We start from the raw sequence: 16,063 nt of genomic DNA on the forward strand, positions 1-16,063 counted from the left end.
GGAGAGAAATATGCGCACCCCTACACGAATTTTCGCAGGCATCACCGTCGCGGCCGCGCTCGTCCTATCCGGCTGCAACGGCGGAGACAGCACCGAGAAGCCGACAGAAGCCTCTACGCCTACTCCGACAGCCGATCCGGCCCAGGAGGCCCAGGACGAGGCTTTTGAGGCGATCCAGGGCATGCACAAGTCCTTCGATGATGTCGCGAAGGATGGCTGGAAGGATCTCGGCCCGCTCGATGACTATGCCAAGGGTGATGTCGCTGACGCTGAGAAGGAGTTCGGCACTCAGTACAAGGAGAAGGGCCAATTTGGGACGGGGGAGACGGTTCTCAGCGACTACAAGGCCACGGATGTCGACGTGACGGAGAAGAGCGTCGACGCCAAGGTCTGTGTCGACACCACTCAGAGGAAGCTGCACAATTCTGACGGCTCCGAGGTGAAATTGAAGCCGCAGATCCCGCTGAAGGCGGTCAAGACTTACACCGTCGAATTCGACCAGGTCAAGGACAAGTGGATGGTCGTCAAATACGACAGCGCAGGGGATGAGCCATGCTGACACGCAAACTCACGGCGCTCCTTGCTCTCACCGTCCTGCTCCTCACCATTGGAGTGGCCTACGGCCCGACTCCCGCTTCAGCCGACCCCGGCAAATGTGATGGTTATGGAAACTGCTCTGTCGGCGATGGTGACGGCGGGGGCGGCGGAGGAGGTGACGACGACGGCAATGCCGGCGGCTCCAGCTCGTCGACCTGCGTCTACAACGGCAAAGACATTCCCTGCGCTAACGGAGATGGCCGCTGGTCCTACAAGCGCCAGTGCTACGTGAAGGAAACCGGGGATATTGCCAAGCCCGATAACTGGGATGACATGACCCCCGAAGAGAAGGCCAAGTGGCAGGCGAAGAACAACGGATTGAAAGAGTACAGCTGCACTAAGCCCGGTGGAGGAACCACTACGTTCAACGAGGATCCTGACGAAGTCATCAATTCCTCGTACCCTCCGGTGAACCCAGAAGACCTCGCACGTGAGGCCCTGGCAAAGCTCAAGCTCTCCCCGATCGACGTTGGCATCGCCCCCAAGACCAGTGACGTCCCTGAGGACCAGGGAATCGTCGGAATGCCGATCTGGCTCTGGGCATCCAACCCTGCCGACAACACCACAGGCCCCGCCGAGGCCAGCGCCTCCGACCAGGGCATCACCGTACGGCTGAAGGCCAAAGTCGGGTCCTACAAGTGGTCCATGGGCGATGGGAAAGCAGTGCGCTGTAACGGCAAGGGAACCCCATGGAAGAAGGGCATGACCGGTGACTCACCGTCCGGCTGCGGATACAACTACATGAAGTCGGGCAAGTACGAGGTCACCGCAACAACGACCTGGAAGGTCGAATGGGAAGGCGGGGGAATGCGAGGCACGATCACGCTGCCTCTGACCTCGGATCCGGAGACGATGCACGTGACCGAGGCACAGACCGTCGTCGTCAATTGATGGTAAGTCCCCTCCTCGGGCCCAGCGACTGCAGCGACTCTCGAGCCGGGGACCTACCACGCACAGGCGGCCAGTGGACCCTGACCGCCTGTGCCATTCATGGCAGGAAAATGGTATGTCCCTGAATCGTGTGCGTCGCAGTGCAGCAAGGGCTACGATGAGATATATATGCCGATATACTTGCTCGTCAGGAAGGAGGCCGCATGACCGCAGTCGACGCCGAAGACTGGGTGGAAGACCTGAAGTCTTCGAAGGCACGTATAGAGGAGCTCGACGCCCAGATCAAGGAGGCCAAGTGGCAGCACGATCTGAAGATCCTCAAGTACGAGAAGGAGCATCTGCAGACGGAGATCGCTGACGTTCTTGACACCAAGCAGGGCGTGATCTCCGTGAGGATCAAGCGCACCCGCGAGGCTCTGGCCAAGGGCGAGCACGCTTCCTGACCAGGGAGCAGCCAACTACCCCAGGAAACGCTCCAGCCAGAAGCGAATGCGGTCGGTCATTTCGTCCTCGAGTTCGGGCGCAGCCCACGACTCAGCGACGGGCCCTGCCACAGCTGAAGGATCCCGCAGCAATTCAATGAGGTGGTCGCGGCCAAGGTCCACTGCCGTTCCGATGCGCTCGTCAGCCGCCCCCAGTTCGAACACTCTCGCTGCTTCCTCGCCGGATATGGCATGTAACAGCCGGTAGACATCCGCGAAGTCCTTGGGGCGCAGTCGCTCACGGTTCCGGCGCAACTCGCTGGGCTCCATTCGGTCGTGGAGCTTGTACGCCTTCGCACACAGCAGTGCCGTGGGCCCTGCTACATAGGCCTCCACGCTCGGGCCCGTATCGAAGGAACGCAGCACCCTCGAACTGCGATCGAGGAGACTGAGCTCGGTCCCCTCAGTGGCCGACACCGAATGCTTACCGTGGGCACCAACCCTGGCCGCTCGAATCGGCCGCTTGATGTTCTCTGCCGCCACAGCCCGCGGGGCGATGAGGTCCACACTCGCCCGCTCATGCGGTGGTAGGTCCCTCTGCTCGATCGGAGACCAGATCCCCGGACGATCGGGTCGGGCAGCTTCGAAACCGAGCTCAGTCATCTTCTCAAACAGCAGGGGACTGTCGGCGAGGAGCTGCGGAGCCACACCGAGGTCCCCGTCCTGGGTCGTGTCCGGCACCGGCAGAGCATCAAGGTGCCAGGTCATTTCAATCACCGCGTGACCACCCAATACTGTCAGTGCCTCCAGGTGCTCAGACAAACCGACAATGACATCGATGAGCGCTCGTCGGGAGAGCACTGTACCCGGATCGATCAGGTCGAAATCGCCGCTCATGATGCGTCCTGCCAGATCGTTCGGAGCATGTCCTCTGCCTTGTCCGGGTCCCGTCCGGGGCCGGAGAAGGCATCGAGCAGGGCCCTCGACCGTGGGACGAACCGGATTCCGCCTTCGCTCTCGACATCGTCGAGTTCACCGCTCATGGCCTCCAGGAGCAGGACTCCCCGCCCCGGGCGGGCCCGTTCCAATCCGAGCTGCTCAGCCACGCCGCGGGGATCGCTCACATAGATCAGCGGGGCACCTGCCTGAGCATCAGATCGGTCCTCCCATGTGGCGACGATCCCGGACACGGCATAGTCCACGCCCGCTTCCTCTAACCGGTCGACGAGGTCACGCCATCCTTTCGGGATCTCGACGGGGACCCTGGCACCGCGGCGCCTGGCAACCTTCCCAGCGTTGCCGGCAGTCACAGCGATCGCCACCAGGTCATCGACTCCAGCCGAGTCTTTCAGCCAACCGGTTCTCTTCCACCGATCAGCCCACTCACCGGTAGGGATCTTCACATTCGACAGGAGCTCCTGGACCGCCGGCGCCGTTGCTGCCCGCATGGGTTCCCTCGCGGCCTCTGCAACCGCTGCCGCTGCGGCAGTGCTTGCTTTCCCCGCGGCGGATCCTATTGCCGTGCGAGCCGCCTCAGTCAGAACGTTCCCCGAGGATGCTGCCGCTGCCCGGACGGTTTCAGCCATCGGTGCGAGAGCCTGCCTGAGGAGTGGCTCGAGGTAGATGTTCGCGGCCTGGATCGCCGAGGTGTCCCCGCTGGAGACCACGGAGGTCCCGTTGAGCTGGTATCCCGTGGCGGAGAAGATCTTCTGCATCGTGGACCAGGTGGGATCCATCTCGCCGCGTTCGATGCGGCTGATCGTCGATGGCGACACATCAGCGAGCTGCGCCAGTTCTTTCCTGGTGATCCCGCTCATGGCGCGGATCTTCTTGATGATCGCTGCTGCTTCCATATCAGCCACCTCCTAACGTTTGCGTATATGCAATTCTACTCTCATTCTGACGGCGAGGCATCCCCGCTCCCGGCCGCTGCTTTCCGAGGCCGCCCGGGCCTCGTCGACCGCGTTTCCAACCATCTGGCAACCGCCGCCCGAGTCATGAGGGCTCCCTGCGCCGTGGTGATCACCGGGGCAGGGAACCCGTCGATCTTCGTGAATGCGCGAGCGCGCTGCCGGGTGACCCCTGCCATGTCCGCGATCTCCGCGAAGCCAACCACATCGGGAAAGATCGGCTCTGCCAGCCGCTGGTCCATGGCCTCCTCTGTGGAGGCCTCTATCGCCACCACTTCAACCGCGCCCGCCAGGGGACCTACCGCGCCGGTCACGACCCGCTCGGCCTCCACGGCGGCGGCGCCCGCCGACTCGGCCGTGATGCTCAATGCGATTTCTCCGCCTCGAGCATCAGCTGCCGGCGAAACCGCAGCACCGTGTTCGACGAGCGCGTCGAGGGCCTCGAGCGCCTCGTCCTCACCGAATCCTCCGGCCGTGGTGAACGTGACTGCTGCATGCCATCTAGTCATTGCTGCTCCTTCCTTGTGTCATGGGCAATTCCGATCGATATGCGAGAGGTCACCGGCCGGGGCGCCGGCCTGATTCTCGGACCAACACCCCGCCGGATTCACTCCGTGAAGCCCCTGCGTCTCAGCTGGCTCAAGGTGTTCTTGTACCAGCGGGAGTCGGAAGGTGTCTTGTGGATCGCGACTGGTGTCTGATTCACATCGGGTGGATAGCACATGAAGCCTTTGCGGGATTCCTTGCACCGCCACCCTTGTCCTTCCAGGGCTTTGATGAGCGATTTCACTCGCTTATCGATGGGGATCACCCCCTTCCTCTATGAACTTTGATCCCCACTCTACCGTTAATTATTGTCGCTGACAACCTTTAATGTAATCGTGCCCCACCCTGGCCGCCGCCTCGTCTCCGAGGTGGAGCCTGATGATCGAAACTGCCGCAAAGAATTGCCCCACGCTGCCAATCGCCGGCTGCACTTCAGCGGGGAACGCTGGCGTGAGTGCCACGATGATGAAGCCGAGCCAGGTGAACTGGTCCTGTGTCAGTGGTTTGGTATCCATGATTCCCACTGTGCCGACCCCTGATCAGATTGCAGGCGGATGGCACCCCGGCCTCGACGGGCCCTGCGACCGGCCTGGTATGTCCCCATCCCAGCCCTGCTGATACGCAGCCGGTGGCCCCCTGAGGTAGCCTCCCACCATGTGCACCCATGGACTGCTCTCTCTGCCTTTCAGCGAAGACAGGGAATCGTCGACTTACGATCTCGAAGCGCCCGGCAACCACATCCACTGCGCAGCACAGCAGCATGCAAAGAGGCTCGGCACCGAACTCGCATCATTCGATATCGACTCCCTCGATCAACTCGCTCCTGCCTTATCTGCGATTAAGAAGTGCTCTGCGGCCTTGATCGACGCCCATGGCTCACGAGGGAGTCTCTGCCTCGGATCAACTGAAACTCTCCTCGATCCGATCGACCTGGGGCTGAGGGAATCTGCTCTTGAGATCCTCGTCGTCGGTTCATGCTGGCAAGAAGCTGGCCGCTGGGAGCACGCAGCACCGCCTGGCTGCCTGATTATCGGCTATACCGGAAAGCTTCTTGCCGGGGCTTCACACGGGCTCATTACGCACGCTGCGGACCTCGGCGATCTGCGGGGCATCTCTGAAGGACGCGAGGGAGCCGGAGCCATGGCCGATTGGGTGCAAACGAGATCTCACCATGCGTCCAAGAGGGCCGATAAATGGTTTGTGGCCCAGGCAAAGCCGTAGCTTCACCCGGGCCACCAGAGATATTTCGAAACCTCACTCGCCCTGCCCGTGGCGCGACTCACCCTCCCGCCTGGCATGCTCAGCGCGAAGCTCGTCCACCTTGCGCATGATCTCACGATCACGTTCCGCCCGCGCGCGACGCTCTTCTGCGAAAACCCGATCGCGCTCCTGGCGCTTGCGCTCGGCAAGGAGTTCGTCGGCATCGAGGACTGTCACAGTGGCCTGTGAGGCGTATTCCCGCATCACTGCGCGGTCTTCAGTGCCGTACTCATCCTCGTCGAGGACCGGGCGGACGATCGTGTCGAAGTCATCCTGCGACAAGCCCTCCAGGAACTCTGTAACAGCACGAACTGTCAGCGCCCGCAGGTCATCCATCCGCGCATAGTAGGAGGCCGAGACCGCTTCTTCTCGGTCACGCTCGATCGGGCCAGCCAGCTCTGCTTCGAGCTCGGCCAGGGTCATGTCTTCAGGTGCCTTGCGTCCGGTCATGGTATGTCCCTCCTGCATTCAATGATTTGTGTATTTAGAGTCTAAATGCATAGCGCGTGGAGTGCAACCCCTCATCGCGCACTCATCACGATTTCCGCCACACCTTCGATGGCAGCCGTCCCTCGAGCGGCTGGATCTCCACACCCCGAGTCCGCGCCTCGGTGACGATCTCCTCGGCGGCCGCGGCGACGGCACCACGGAATACTCGACCGGCGTTATCCCCGAGGAGATCGAGCTTGTCCTTGTCGATCCAATACATGCGCGCGCTCATCCATTCGCTCGAGCTCTTCCCTTCGACCGGATCGGCGTCGTGATGCTTCGCGATCGCCTCGTTCACCCAGTCGCCGAACGAGGGAGCATCGGTGACCCTGTTCTCGTAAGCCCATAGCCAGGCACCCTTGGCCAGATCCATTGCTTCGAGATCCACTCGAATACCTTTCCTCACACGCCGGGAGAGCATTTCCTCCGAGGCCTGAACTCTTGCCATGACGTTCCCCTTCAGCCAGGTCATTCGGTAGTCTGGTTCTGCTGGAGTGATACCCAGCAACATCGCCCTCATAGCGATGATTTGTGTAGAAGCGGCACCCTCCCCAGGGTGCCGCTTCGCTTCGCCCTTACTCCCGATCTCCATCCGAGTCGAGCGAGAGCAAAACTCGATTGAGGTCCTCGGCACCCACACCTTCCATCTCGAAGTGAACCCCGTACTCGCCGGCCTTCGAGTGCACCACTGTGATGTCATAGAGATCCGCGGGTGTCAGTTCGATGCAGACTCTCATTTTCGCTGGGCGGCTCAGCCGCTTGCCTTTCGCGTTGAATGGCAGGATCCGTGCCCAGAAGGCCAGCGCCGGCCTGCCCTCATTCGCCTCAGTGGCCACGAACTCACTCGCACCGAGGCTCATCAGAACCATGGGATTGACCTGCGAACGGATCACCTCTGCTGCGGTACTCATTTCGACTCCTTCATTCGATGATTTGTGTATTTAGAGTCTAAATGCATAAGGCGCGGAGCGCAACCCTTTCAGTGCCACGGTGAGAAGCTCGGTATGGTGACAAGAACCCTTGAGGAGGAAGACCATGACACACGTCAACTGGAAGGGACCTACGTCGAGCACCGTGGTCCTCATCATCGGCATCTTGGCCGGTGTGCTTCTGGCAGAGAAGTCCCTCGACTGGTGGTTCCTCGCCATTGCGCTGATCTTCGCTGCCCTGGTGTGGGCATTCCGAAAGAGCTTCGGCCAGGTGAGCCGGCATCTGCTCTCATTTCTCGTGCAGCTCTTCGCCACGCTCGTCGGCGGACTCGTCTCCGCCGTGGTCACGGCAAGCATCGTCGGCACCCCGGTGCTGCGCCCCGACGGACTCGGCGTTGAACACCTGACCCTGGAGCGCGGCCTCGTCGTCCTCATGGGGATCGGACTCTACTTCGGCGCCCAGGTTGTTGATCGCGTCGTTGCACCACCGGCGGAAGACCGGTAGTCAGGAGGTGGCTACCGGATTCGTGAGTTCTGGTATGTCCCCACTGATCTTGCCCACCTCATGGAACTGGAGGGATTCGATCTGTGGCGAACTCGCCGATACTGCCGCATCGACGAGGCTCTGATCGCCTTCTGTCGCGGGATCGAGCCATTCGTCGACGAAGTCCGCGGGAAGCACGACCGGAGCACGATCATGCAACTGCGCAGCCGCGCCGGCCGAAGGGCGAGTGATGATCGTAGCCGTGAGCATCCACTCGTCATCCGAGCCCTTCGGCCTCCACCATGAGTACAAGCCGGCGAAGAGCAGGGGCTCTCCCTCGGGGAGGTGAATGTAGTGCGGCGTCTTGACCTTCCCGTCCGTTTTCCACTCGTAGTATCCGCTTGCGGGGAGAATCGCCCTTGATCGTTTGATAGGGCCGCGCCATGTCGCTTTCGCGGCCAATCCTTCGCTGCGGGCGTTGAACGTGGGAAATTTCAGCTTTGGTTCAGTCGCCCAGGGAGGAAGAAGCGACCAGCGCGCGAGATCACCGACGCGCAGGACCTCACCGTCGTCCGATACTGTTTCGCGAAAGACCGGCACTCGTTGAGTCGGCTTGATGTTCCACGACGGGGTCCATTCCACCGTCATATCGCCTTCGAGCATCTTTCCAAGCTCGGCTGAGGTGCCGGTAGTCGGCATTATTCGCTTAGGTCGAGTTCCTTGCACTCCCGGGTTCTCAACTCCGGGTATATTCCCCAGTCGGCTCGCGTGTTCGATGAGTGACGTAGCGCAGTGTTGACAGTGACTCCGGTGATGTCCGCGACGATGCTCGCTGGCAGCACCTGTACGAGGTGATCGAGTCGGGCGCGTTTGATCTCTCGAGCGTGAAGCCCGTGCTTGGCCAGATTGAACCTGACGCTGGCATCGCTTAGGTGCTGTTGGGGCATAACGCCCTCGAACAGCCAGCCAGGTGGTGACCCGGCATAAGGCAGGCAGTCGGACGTGTCGTCGAGGTAGCGCACAAGGAGCTCGGCAACCGGCGGAGGCAACACGACCGGGGTGCTGCCGAACTGGACCTTGACGTTCTCTCCGGTGAACTGGACATCGTCGCGTCTCAGCCGCACGGAATCCCTGATCGGCTGGGCGAACACCAGTAAGAACAGCCCGATGATCCGACTCGACATCGGGGTGGACTCAGCTTGGAGGAGAACATCGACCTTCTCCCAGATGGCGTCCTCGGCGATGGTCGCCGACGATGCTGTCGACTGGGCACGAGGCACGTCAAGGTGTTGCGTAATCCGGTGTCGGACCACCCAGGCAAGAAATCTTCCGATGATCAGATTCGGGTCGTGGTGAGCGAGATAACGATCGACGGCCACCTGGTTGAGCGTGGAGAGTTTCAAGTTGTTCTCACCGAGCCAAGCAAGGAAGGCGGCAATCTTGCGAAGCTCGGTGGTTCGGGCGTTGGCCACTCCCACGCTGATGGGGCGATCGAGCGGCCTGCGGCGCAGCTTCCGCAGTGTCTCCCAGTTAAAGAACCTGGTGATGATGACGACGTGTTCAGCCGGGAGAGCTTCGATGAGCGCCCTACTTCGTAGCTCCAGATCGTTGAGTCGGACGTCGATCGCAGGCAAGGAACCGGCAGCGATCAGCGTTCGACGGAAGTAGCGGATACGAGTCGACTGCCCTAGCTCGTTGAGAGTGTCGTGGCTAATGGATTTCGCGCCCCTCGCCATGGCTCGAAGCGTGCGATCAATCGGTTCGTGGCGGAGCCACCGGACTGCCGTACGTGGGTCCCTGGCGCTGAGAAGGTGAGTGCGCAATGGCACGAGTAGCGGATGCACACGGCCGTTGGCGTCAGCGAGGACGTCGTCGAGCCGGTCCTCGAGGCGACAGCGCCCGCAGTGCGACCCGGCCAGGTGTTCCTCGCTCCCGCAGCGGTCGCATCCGAAACGCGACGGAACACCCGCGCACGCGGCACACACAATCTGGCTGTCACCTGAGCGGAAGGCCAGAACCTTCATCTGGGCGCACATCGGGCAAGGTGCTGCGTTCCGGCGCAAGCGGGAGTAGCAGGCGTTGCAGATGCGCTGTTCGAGGATCTCGTACCTGGCCTTGACGTCGCGGCCACACGAGTCGCATCTACGCTTCGATCCAGGGCTCATGCCGGCACCTCGCTCACTCTGGGGGGCGGCGGAGTTTCGCAGGGATCGGCCGCAGCGTGCCAATGGAAGGCCCAGAGCTGCGCGGCTCACCTACGGCTCGAGGCACATGAGCTGTAGCAACCGGTGCGACCTCGATGAGGTCGTTGGGTGTGCAATCGAGAATGCGGCACAGCGCGGCGAGGACTTCGATGTTGAGGCGCTCCGGCGTCTTCGAAACGAGACGGTAGATCTGCTCGCGAGACAGCTGCACGCCCTGCTCGCGAAGCGGTTCAATGAGGTCGGTCGTCTGGAACATCCCAGCGGCGGCCATCACCTGCCGCAGCTGCCAGGCGATCGGATTTTGATCAGCGGTTGTCGGCATCATTTCCTCCGTAGATTCGGGCCAGTGCTCGGGTCACCATGCGGGTCTTGTAGTCATCACCGAGCGAGGTGTAGATCGCGGTGGTGGACGCGTAGGCGTGGCCTACCTGATCTTGGACGAACTTCTCCGAGTATCCCCACTCGATCAGGTTGGTAACGTAGGTATGACGAAGCGCATGCATGTTGGCGGCCATGGAAAACTGCCCATAGGCGGACAGTAGAAATGCCCGTTCCTGGCCACAAGAACTGCCCAGCGGCGGCCACGATTTCTGCCCATCCGAGCATGTAGAACCTCTCATTGAGAGACGACCCCGAACCACTTCCGGGAGATGATGACGGTGTCTAATCGATCAACATCCACCACGAGAGGGTTCGGGGCCGCGTATGAAGTCTGACGGAGAAATCATGGAAATTCTAGAAGCGTATGACTCCACAGGGTCCTACCGAGCCGCAGCCGAGTTGGCAGGGTGTTCACACCACACAGTCAAGGCCCACGTCACCGCCCGCGCTCAAGGCCGCCCGGTGGGCGCCCCCATCCGCCGTGATCGGGTCACGGACGAGTTCATGGACAAAATCACGGAGCTGGTAGCCCGTTCAGGGGGCAGGATCCGTGCCGATAAGGTCCACGAACGCCTTCTTGGACTCGGCTATGAAGGTTCGGAGAGATCAACTCGCCGTGCCGTCGCCCACGCCAAAGCGATCCATGAAAGAGCAGGTCGTCGTGTGCATCGTCCCTGGGTGGCAGAGCCGGGACTGTGGCTTCAATACGACTACGGTGACGGGCCCGTCGTCGGTGGCGTGAAGACGGTGTTGTTCATCGCGTGGTTAGCGTTCTCGCGGTTTCGCATCGTCATTCCGCTTCGGGATAAGACGCTGGCGTCGGTGTTCATGGTCTTAGACCGCACGTTTCGACTCATCGGCGGCATCCCGACCTATGTGTTGACTGATAACGAGAAGACCGTCACGACGATGCATATCGCCGGGGTTCCGGTACGCAATCGCGACACAGTCTCATTCGCGAAGTACTACGGAACGACGGTCCTGACGTGTCAGCCGGCCGATCCGGCGTCGAAGGGCGGGGTGGAGCGGTCCGTCCAGATCGCGAAGGCTGATCTGGTGCCCACAGCCACGAACCTGCGCAATGAGTACGCTTCGTTTGCTGACCTCGAGGCCGCGTGCCAAGCCTTTATGTCCGAGATCAACGAGAAAGAGCATCGGGTGACGAAACGACGTCCGATCGACTTGATCGGTCAGGAGCAGGAGAGGATGCATCCGGTCCCGGATCGGGCGCATACGATCGCGTTCGGCCTGTCGAGGAAGGTTCCGGTCAATACGCCGATGGTCGCCTTCGAGTCCGGGCAGTATTCGGTACCGCATGCACTCCTGGGGTCCGAGGTCTTCGTCCGCGTCCACGGTGTCGCCGAGGCAGAACAGATCATCATCGTAGCTGCCGGTCGTGATGGGGTTCGGGAAGTCGCCCGACACGGTCGAGCCCGGCCCGGATCGCCGAAGATCGATGACGAGCATTTCCCGACTGATGCCACACAGAAGGTGCCCGGAGTGTATGCGGTCACAGCGAACAGTCCTGATGAGGAAGCGTTCCTGACGATTGGGCATGGTGCTCACGAGTGGTTACGTGAGGCGGCCGCGGCAGGGACGTCGAGGATGCGACAGAAGATGGGCCAGGCCGTGGCGCTGTCGCGGTTGCATGGTCGAGAACGTGTCGATGAGGTCCTGGGTACGGCGGCTGCCTATGGTCGCTTCGGCACTGGTGATGTGGCATCGCTGCTGGCCCACCGGGTTGCTGATCAAGGCAGTCGCAGTGCGGGTGAGGATGCGTCCCTGGCACAGGGGACTGCGGGATGGCAGGCGATGAGCACACCGTCGATGACCACCGACGGGGGTGAGCTGTGATGGTTGTCTCTGCCCAGGCGCCAGTCCTTGATACCGAGGTCGAGGCGCTGATGCGACGGTTGAAGATGCCGTATGCGCGCAGTCTTGCCCCCGAGTTGTTGGCCACGGCGAAAGCGCAACGGTGGGAGCCGGTCGAGGTCGTGCGGGCACTGTTAGTCGAGGAATCTCGTGGCCGATCGGCGGCGATGTTAGCGACCCGGCGGAAGCAGGCCGGGTTTCCCACGGGCAAGACGTTCGAGTCCTGGGATGAGGAAGTGTCATCGATTCCTGTACCCACGCAGCAGGCGCTGTCGACGCTGGAGTGGGTGGGGCGGAAGGAGAACCTGGCCATCTGTGGGCCCGCGGGAACCGGCAAATCGTTCTTCCTGGAAGCGCTGGGACAGAAAGTCATCGACGGCGGTGGACGCGTGTCCTGGCTGAAGCTGGAAGATCTGGGCGGACTCATTCGTGCTCATCGTCCTGATAACCAGGTGACGAAGACTGTTCAGCGGCTGTTGCGAGCCGATCTCGTGATCGTTGACGACATCGGGCTGCTGCCCGTCAGTGATGATGCTGCCGAAGGTCTGTATCGGCTTGTCGATGCTGCTTATGAGAAGAGATCCGTCGCGATTTCGTCGAATCTCCATCCTTCTGCTTTCGACCAGTTGATGCCCAAGACCGTGGCTACGGCGACGGTTGATCGGCTCCTTCATCATGCTCATTTGGTCCAGACCAGTGGGGAATCGATTCGACTCAGCCAGGCCGTTTCTGGGGCAGGGGTGGTTGCTTTGAGCTGATATCGACGCCCCGGGTGGTCACGACTGGACACAACGAGTCGATGGGCAGAAATCGTGGCCACCATCGGGCAGTTTTATTGGCCACCAGTGGGCAATTCTCGTGGCCGTCTATGGGCAGTTCCTACTGACCGTTGACACATGCACGCTAAGCTCCGGTGGAAGGCCCAGCTGGTCGCGGAGGTCAGCGAACCTCGAGTTGATATAGCGGACACTGACTCGGCTTCTGCGCTCCGTCGGCCAGAGCATGCCTGGTTCGTCGGAGAACCGGGGCCGTGCGTGATCGACCCATTGCGCGAGCCCCTCGGTCACCCAGCCTAGCTCCGGGACGGTCAGGACCGATCGCCGGCGCGGCCCTGAGCCACGCGAGCCCTTGCCCCAACGAACTTCGACGGCACCGAATCGGCCGAACCGAGGAGTTGCACCATTGGGGCGCAGGTCCGCGACATCGAGCCCGGCGGCCTCGGCACGGCGCAGCCCGTAGGCGTAGATGGTCTTGAAAATCTGAGCGTCCCGCAGTGCAGCAAGCGCACCCTTGCGCCCCTGCGTGAGGATGGTCTCGACTCGGGCGTCCGCGGCGTCGAAGAACTGTTCGAGCTCGTTGTAAGTGAGCGCTCGACGTTGCGCACGCCCTTCATAGTCGACCAGATGCGCGGCGGTATTCCACTCGTAGCAGATCTGCTGAGGCGCCTGACTGAACCGACGCTCGCACTCGGACGTCCACTCGTAACGTCCATCACACAGATAGTCGCAGAAGAGACGAATGATTGCCTGGAACGCACGAATGGTCGACCGCGCCGCAGGGCGCGTTCCCGACTTCGCATTCGTCGTATAGTCCTCAACATCACCAGCCGACCACTCCCACGGATAGCGCCCTGTGAATGCTTCGAATCGGCGGATCACGAGCACTCTGCTGTAAATCGTCGAGCCGGCGAGCCCTCGACTGGACTGCTGATCACTCCAGCCCGCCAGCATCGCATCGTAGACAAACTGCTTCTCATCCAGCGGGCGCACGTTCCCAAGCAGCCGCAGAGCGGTCACGCCGCCATGTCCAGAACTCACGTCACCAGTATTGCATTCAATGCATCATTGATGCACCTAGAACTGATCCTGAAAGGAAAGGCAAGGATGGTGAGAAGCTCGGAAGAATTTCGTCGACGGGGCATTTAACGATGCCAGACGCCGAACGTTAGCAAGCTCGCTTGCGGGCTAGCGTGATCGGCAAACTTGCTGAGCGTGGAAGTGCTGGACGGGTTGCTGCTGAAGAAGCGGCCCTCACGAAATAGTCCGATCTGGCAGCTGTCGTGGCACCCGAATGGTCTCATCTTGCGTGCCCCGGGAGCTAAGAGACTCGACCGTAGACGTCACCATCTGTGAACCCAGAGTTATGACCCACGCCCACCCTAGGGCGCAGATAGTGACGTCATATTGGAGACGGGCCGCACGGCTCGTGGCATTAACCGCGCCGGGAAGCTGAAGAGAACGCTGACGACCATGACACCGCGCAAGGCAGCGAGGAGCGAGCAAACTGCGACCGATGCCAGGAAGCCGAGCACCGCCGCATCGGGCCCGCCAAGTTGCGTATCGACCAAGGCCACGATGACGAAGACCTGGACGGCGAAGTGTGCCGTGTAGAAGATCACGCTATGGCGGCCGACCCACTGCACCGGCAGGAAGACCCGGTGGCCGGCGAACATAAGCGCTGCGGCCACGGCCGCACCGACCGTCGGGACGGAGACATAGACGAAGACGAACGGATTGGCCTCCGGGTTCGTGGACAAGCCAGCGATGTTCCGGTTGACCCATCCCGCTGCCAGGAAGCAGAAGAGGACAATAGCGCGGTCCCACGAAAATCCCGGCTTCTCCTCGGCAAAGGCTCGGCCGGTGGCGGCGCCGGCGAAGAACCATACGGCGTAGATGCCCAGTCGCATTGGCTGACTGCCCTCCTCGGCGACGATTCCGAGGACGATGAATGCCACCAGGGCAACAGCGAGCATCGCTATCGGAGGCATCCATCGCAGTACTAGGGCCACTGCGAAGTACACCATGAGGTAGAACATGAACCACAGATAGTTGTGCGGTCCCCAGTCAGTGAGTCTGAGCACGCTAAGGTCGGGGGCTTGCACTAGGGCGATGAGCTGCCACACGAGATATGGCCAAACGAGATTCGTCCACTTGCCCCAGATGTAGGACCCGACCGGCTTTTCCAGGGCGCGGGGAAGGAGCAGGCCAGAGAGGAAGAAGAGTGTCGGCATGCGCAGGCCTTGCAAGGCGACGGAAGTCTCCCAGATCGGTCCGTGTTGCACGCGCTGATCGTCGCCGATGACTAGGGCATGCCAGACCATGACGAGGAGGATGGCGACCCCCCTCAGGCCATCGATCCATAGTGCTCGCGGGGGCGGGGTGTTTCCGGGCATGAAGTCCTCTCGCCGGCGGGAGTCGCGGTTGTAGCCACATGGGGCTCTAAAGAAGCGAGGGGCAACGCGCAGAGCACCTTCGGCATGGCCAAATACACTACCAACAATGACGTCACGGTAGGGTTGATGCAAATCGCGAGCACAGAGACGGAGGCTAACGTGCACATCGGTGAGATGGCAGAGAAGTCAGGGCTATCCTCACAAACCCTGCGACGCTACGAAGACATGGGCCTGCTCCCACCGACCGTTAGAACCGAGGGCGGATTTCGGGTCTATACCGACGACGATTTGCGACGCCTGATGACAGTCCGGCAAATGAAGGCCTTGAATTACTCGACCGTCGAGATGGGCGAAATGCTCACTCTCCTCGATACTGTCGACAGCGACGCAGCCGAGGACCAGCGAAGCCAAGCACGCCTACAATTGCTCGCGCTAATCGACGATGCCACCACCAAGCGAAACAAACTCGCCCGGCAGATAGAGCGTGCCGACGAGTTCCTCCGCATCCTCCGCACACGACTTACTTAAGGTCCAGTACCACAGCCTGAGAGACACACCGCGGCTCAGGGTGTCTCGGAAATCTATAGTTTAGTAAGACTGCCGATCGGTTTGGCCGTGGCAAATTTTGCGTGTGAGCTTCAGCAGTAAATGGCGGTCTTCTGACAACACTCAGTGGCGGTGCTAACCTCATTGCCTACGTGTTCGAGTTCTAGCCGCAAGGAGTCTCCCATGCCATGACTTTTGAGGCGGGTAGGTTGTGAGACGCACTGTAGAGACTCCTGCAAGACTGCTCGACTAGGGCGTGTCTCCTTTATTGACCATTCCAGGACTGGCACGGTGGAGACGTGACTACACAGCAACGACACCGAGTCTTCACTGATGAGCAGTGGGAGAAGATCGAACCAC

Annotated in this window: 21 protein-coding genes; 8 read left to right on the plus strand and 13 right to left on the minus strand. The window is 61.2% G+C overall.

Going from position 1 to position 16,063, the window contains the following annotated elements; genetic code table 11:
* Positions 1-10 precede the first annotated feature (10 nt).
* The 3 genes from FFS20_RS11580 (at position 11) to FFS20_RS11590 (ending at position 1,931) form a co-directional block, all read left to right on the plus strand.
* Positions 11-559 carry a hypothetical protein gene (locus FFS20_RS11580; protein ID WP_137826003.1) on the plus strand — a complete coding sequence of 183 codons (549 nt, stop codon included), beginning with the start codon at positions 11-13 and terminating at the stop codon, positions 557-559.
* Positions 553-1,488: a hypothetical protein gene (locus FFS20_RS11585; protein WP_137826004.1), complete on the plus strand. Its 936-nt coding sequence runs from the start codon at positions 553-555 to the stop codon at positions 1,486-1,488. Before FFS20_RS11580 ends, FFS20_RS11585 begins: the two co-directional genes overlap by 7 nt.
* Positions 1,489-1,691: 203 nt before the next feature.
* Positions 1,692-1,931, plus strand: coding sequence for a hypothetical protein (locus tag FFS20_RS11590; RefSeq protein WP_023164800.1), 240 nt, complete (start codon positions 1,692-1,694; stop codon positions 1,929-1,931).
* A 15-nt stretch (positions 1,932-1,946) separates the two neighbouring features.
* On the opposite strand, the gene FFS20_RS11595 is transcribed toward FFS20_RS11590, so the two are convergent.
* From FFS20_RS11595 to FFS20_RS11615, 4 genes are all read right to left on the minus strand, one after another.
* Positions 1,947-2,807: a hypothetical protein gene (locus FFS20_RS11595; RefSeq protein ID WP_137826005.1), complete on the minus strand. Its 861-nt coding sequence runs from the start codon at positions 2,805-2,807 to the stop codon at positions 1,947-1,949.
* Positions 2,804-3,763: a helix-turn-helix domain-containing protein gene (locus FFS20_RS11600; RefSeq protein ID WP_137826006.1), complete on the minus strand. Its 960-nt coding sequence runs from the start codon at positions 3,761-3,763 to the stop codon at positions 2,804-2,806. Before FFS20_RS11600 ends, FFS20_RS11595 begins: the two co-directional genes overlap by 4 nt.
* 41 nt (positions 3,764-3,804) lie before the next feature.
* Positions 3,805-4,329, minus strand: a complete 525-nt coding sequence (locus tag FFS20_RS11605) for a hypothetical protein (protein ID WP_137826007.1) — start codon at positions 4,327-4,329, stop codon at positions 3,805-3,807.
* A 342-nt stretch (positions 4,330-4,671) separates the two neighbouring features.
* Positions 4,672-4,881, minus strand: coding sequence for a hypothetical protein (locus FFS20_RS11615; RefSeq protein ID WP_137826008.1), 210 nt, complete (start codon positions 4,879-4,881; stop codon positions 4,672-4,674).
* 139 nt (positions 4,882-5,020) lie between these two features.
* Between FFS20_RS11615 and FFS20_RS11620 the strand changes: the two genes are divergently transcribed.
* Positions 5,021-5,587 carry a hypothetical protein gene (locus FFS20_RS11620; RefSeq protein WP_137826009.1) on the plus strand — a complete coding sequence of 189 codons (567 nt, stop codon included), beginning with the start codon at positions 5,021-5,023 and terminating at the stop codon, positions 5,585-5,587.
* A gap of 33 nt (positions 5,588-5,620) precedes the next feature.
* Here FFS20_RS11620 and FFS20_RS11625 read toward each other — a convergent pair whose 3' ends face one another.
* The 3 genes from FFS20_RS11625 to FFS20_RS11635 all read right to left on the minus strand — a co-directional run bounded on the left by FFS20_RS11625 (position 5,621) and on the right by FFS20_RS11635 (position 7,026).
* A complete protein-coding gene (locus FFS20_RS11625) occupies positions 5,621-6,076 on the minus strand; it encodes a hypothetical protein (RefSeq protein WP_137826010.1) in 456 nt (151 codons plus the stop codon).
* Between the two features lie 85 nt (positions 6,077-6,161).
* Entirely contained in the window at positions 6,162-6,587 is a 426-nt protein-coding gene (locus FFS20_RS11630; RefSeq protein WP_137826011.1) for a hypothetical protein, read from the minus strand.
* Positions 6,588-6,690: 103 nt separating this feature from the next.
* Positions 6,691-7,026, minus strand: coding sequence for a hypothetical protein (locus FFS20_RS11635; RefSeq protein WP_137826012.1), 336 nt, complete (start codon positions 7,024-7,026; stop codon positions 6,691-6,693).
* Positions 7,027-7,150: 124 nt separating this feature from the next.
* Between FFS20_RS11635 and FFS20_RS11640 the strand changes: the two genes are divergently transcribed.
* Positions 7,151-7,549, plus strand: a complete 399-nt coding sequence (locus tag FFS20_RS11640) for a hypothetical protein (RefSeq protein WP_137826013.1) — start codon at positions 7,151-7,153, stop codon at positions 7,547-7,549.
* Here the strand turns inward: FFS20_RS11640 and FFS20_RS11645 are convergent, their stop codons facing one another.
* From FFS20_RS11645 to FFS20_RS11660, 4 genes are all read right to left on the minus strand, one after another.
* The gene (locus FFS20_RS11645) at positions 7,550-8,191 is read right to left on the minus strand and encodes an SOS response-associated peptidase (protein ID WP_171007069.1); all 642 of its coding nucleotides are present in this window, start codon (positions 8,189-8,191) and stop codon (positions 7,550-7,552) included. It abuts the gene before it with no gap.
* 35 nt (positions 8,192-8,226) lie between these two features.
* Positions 8,227-9,264: a hypothetical protein gene (locus tag FFS20_RS11650; protein ID WP_137826015.1), complete on the minus strand. Its 1,038-nt coding sequence runs from the start codon at positions 9,262-9,264 to the stop codon at positions 8,227-8,229.
* 442 nt (positions 9,265-9,706) lie between these two features.
* Complete coding sequence (locus FFS20_RS11655) at positions 9,707-10,057, minus strand: helix-turn-helix transcriptional regulator (protein WP_249356819.1); 351 nt, start codon at positions 10,055-10,057, stop codon at positions 9,707-9,709.
* Positions 10,038-10,247 carry a tyrosine-type recombinase/integrase gene (locus FFS20_RS11660; protein ID WP_249356820.1) on the minus strand — a complete coding sequence of 70 codons (210 nt, stop codon included), beginning with the start codon at positions 10,245-10,247 and terminating at the stop codon, positions 10,038-10,040. The genes FFS20_RS11655 and FFS20_RS11660 overlap by 20 nt, the downstream gene beginning before the upstream one ends.
* Positions 10,248-10,437: 190 nt before the next feature.
* Between FFS20_RS11660 and istA the strand changes: the two genes are divergently transcribed.
* A complete protein-coding gene (gene istA / locus FFS20_RS11665; RefSeq protein WP_137826016.1) occupies positions 10,438-11,967 on the plus strand; it encodes an IS21 family transposase in 1,530 nt (509 codons plus the stop codon).
* Positions 11,967-12,743, plus strand: coding sequence for an IS21-like element helper ATPase IstB (istB, locus tag FFS20_RS11670; RefSeq protein ID WP_137826017.1), 777 nt, complete (start codon positions 11,967-11,969; stop codon positions 12,741-12,743). Before istA ends, istB begins: the two co-directional genes overlap by 1 nt.
* Before the next feature lie 108 nt (positions 12,744-12,851).
* Here the strand turns inward: istB and FFS20_RS11675 are convergent, their stop codons facing one another.
* Together FFS20_RS11675 and FFS20_RS11680 are read right to left on the minus strand one after the other, a co-directional pair.
* A complete protein-coding gene (locus tag FFS20_RS11675; RefSeq protein ID WP_212743333.1) occupies positions 12,852-13,802 on the minus strand; it encodes a site-specific integrase in 951 nt (316 codons plus the stop codon).
* A 341-nt stretch (positions 13,803-14,143) separates the two neighbouring features.
* Positions 14,144-15,157 (minus strand): acyltransferase, encoded by a 1,014-nt coding sequence (locus FFS20_RS11680; protein WP_137826018.1) that lies wholly within the window; start codon positions 15,155-15,157, stop codon positions 14,144-14,146.
* Positions 15,158-15,241: 84 nt separating this feature from the next.
* Between FFS20_RS11680 and FFS20_RS11685 the strand changes: the two genes are divergently transcribed.
* The gene (locus FFS20_RS11685) at positions 15,242-15,685 is read left to right on the plus strand and encodes a MerR family DNA-binding transcriptional regulator (protein ID WP_249356821.1); all 444 of its coding nucleotides are present in this window, start codon (positions 15,242-15,244) and stop codon (positions 15,683-15,685) included.
* The last annotated feature ends 378 nt before the right edge of the window (positions 15,686-16,063 follow it).

The sequence above is a fragment of the Brevibacterium sp. 2SA genome (assembly GCF_005502845.1).
Classification (GTDB): Bacteria; Actinomycetota; Actinomycetes; order Actinomycetales; family Brevibacteriaceae; genus Brevibacterium.

Coding starts and splice junctions, on each gene's coding strand:
- FFS20_RS11650 (WP_137826015.1), bottom strand. CDS start 9,264: ATGGCGAGGGGCGCGAAATCCATTAGCCACGACACTCTCAACGAGCTA.
- FFS20_RS11625 (WP_137826010.1), bottom strand. CDS start 6,076: ATGACCGGACGCAAGGCACCTGAAGACATGACCCTGGCCGAGCTCGAA.
- FFS20_RS11595 (WP_137826005.1), bottom strand. CDS start 2,807: ATGAGCGGCGATTTCGACCTGATCGATCCGGGTACAGTGCTCTCCCGA.
- FFS20_RS11580 (WP_137826003.1), top strand. CDS start 11: ATGCGCACCCCTACACGAATTTTCGCAGGCATCACCGTCGCGGCCGCG.
- FFS20_RS11630 (WP_137826011.1), bottom strand. CDS start 6,587: ATGACCTGGCTGAAGGGGAACGTCATGGCAAGAGTTCAGGCCTCGGAG.
- FFS20_RS11615 (WP_137826008.1), bottom strand. CDS start 4,881: ATGGATACCAAACCACTGACACAGGACCAGTTCACCTGGCTCGGCTTC.
- FFS20_RS11620 (WP_137826009.1), top strand. CDS start 5,021: ATGTGCACCCATGGACTGCTCTCTCTGCCTTTCAGCGAAGACAGGGAA.
- FFS20_RS11585 (WP_137826004.1), top strand. CDS start 553: ATGCTGACACGCAAACTCACGGCGCTCCTTGCTCTCACCGTCCTGCTC.
- FFS20_RS11605 (WP_137826007.1), bottom strand. CDS start 4,329: ATGACTAGATGGCATGCAGCAGTCACGTTCACCACGGCCGGAGGATTC.
- FFS20_RS11640 (WP_137826013.1), top strand. CDS start 7,151: ATGACACACGTCAACTGGAAGGGACCTACGTCGAGCACCGTGGTCCTC.
- FFS20_RS11660 (WP_249356820.1), bottom strand. CDS start 10,247: ATGGCCGCCAACATGCATGCGCTTCGTCATACCTACGTTACCAACCTG.
- FFS20_RS11590 (WP_023164800.1), top strand. CDS start 1,692: ATGACCGCAGTCGACGCCGAAGACTGGGTGGAAGACCTGAAGTCTTCG.
- istA (WP_137826016.1), top strand. CDS start 10,438: ATGAAGTCTGACGGAGAAATCATGGAAATTCTAGAAGCGTATGACTCC.
- FFS20_RS11685 (WP_249356821.1), top strand. CDS start 15,242: ATGGCCAAATACACTACCAACAATGACGTCACGGTAGGGTTGATGCAA.
- istB (WP_137826017.1), top strand. CDS start 11,967: ATGGTTGTCTCTGCCCAGGCGCCAGTCCTTGATACCGAGGTCGAGGCG.
- FFS20_RS11600 (WP_137826006.1), bottom strand. CDS start 3,763: ATGGAAGCAGCAGCGATCATCAAGAAGATCCGCGCCATGAGCGGGATC.
- FFS20_RS11655 (WP_249356819.1), bottom strand. CDS start 10,057: ATGATGCCGACAACCGCTGATCAAAATCCGATCGCCTGGCAGCTGCGG.
- FFS20_RS11645 (WP_171007069.1), bottom strand. CDS start 8,191: ATGCTCGAAGGCGATATGACGGTGGAATGGACCCCGTCGTGGAACATC.
- FFS20_RS11635 (WP_137826012.1), bottom strand. CDS start 7,026: ATGAGTACCGCAGCAGAGGTGATCCGTTCGCAGGTCAATCCCATGGTT.
- FFS20_RS11680 (WP_137826018.1), bottom strand. CDS start 15,157: ATGCCCGGAAACACCCCGCCCCCGCGAGCACTATGGATCGATGGCCTG.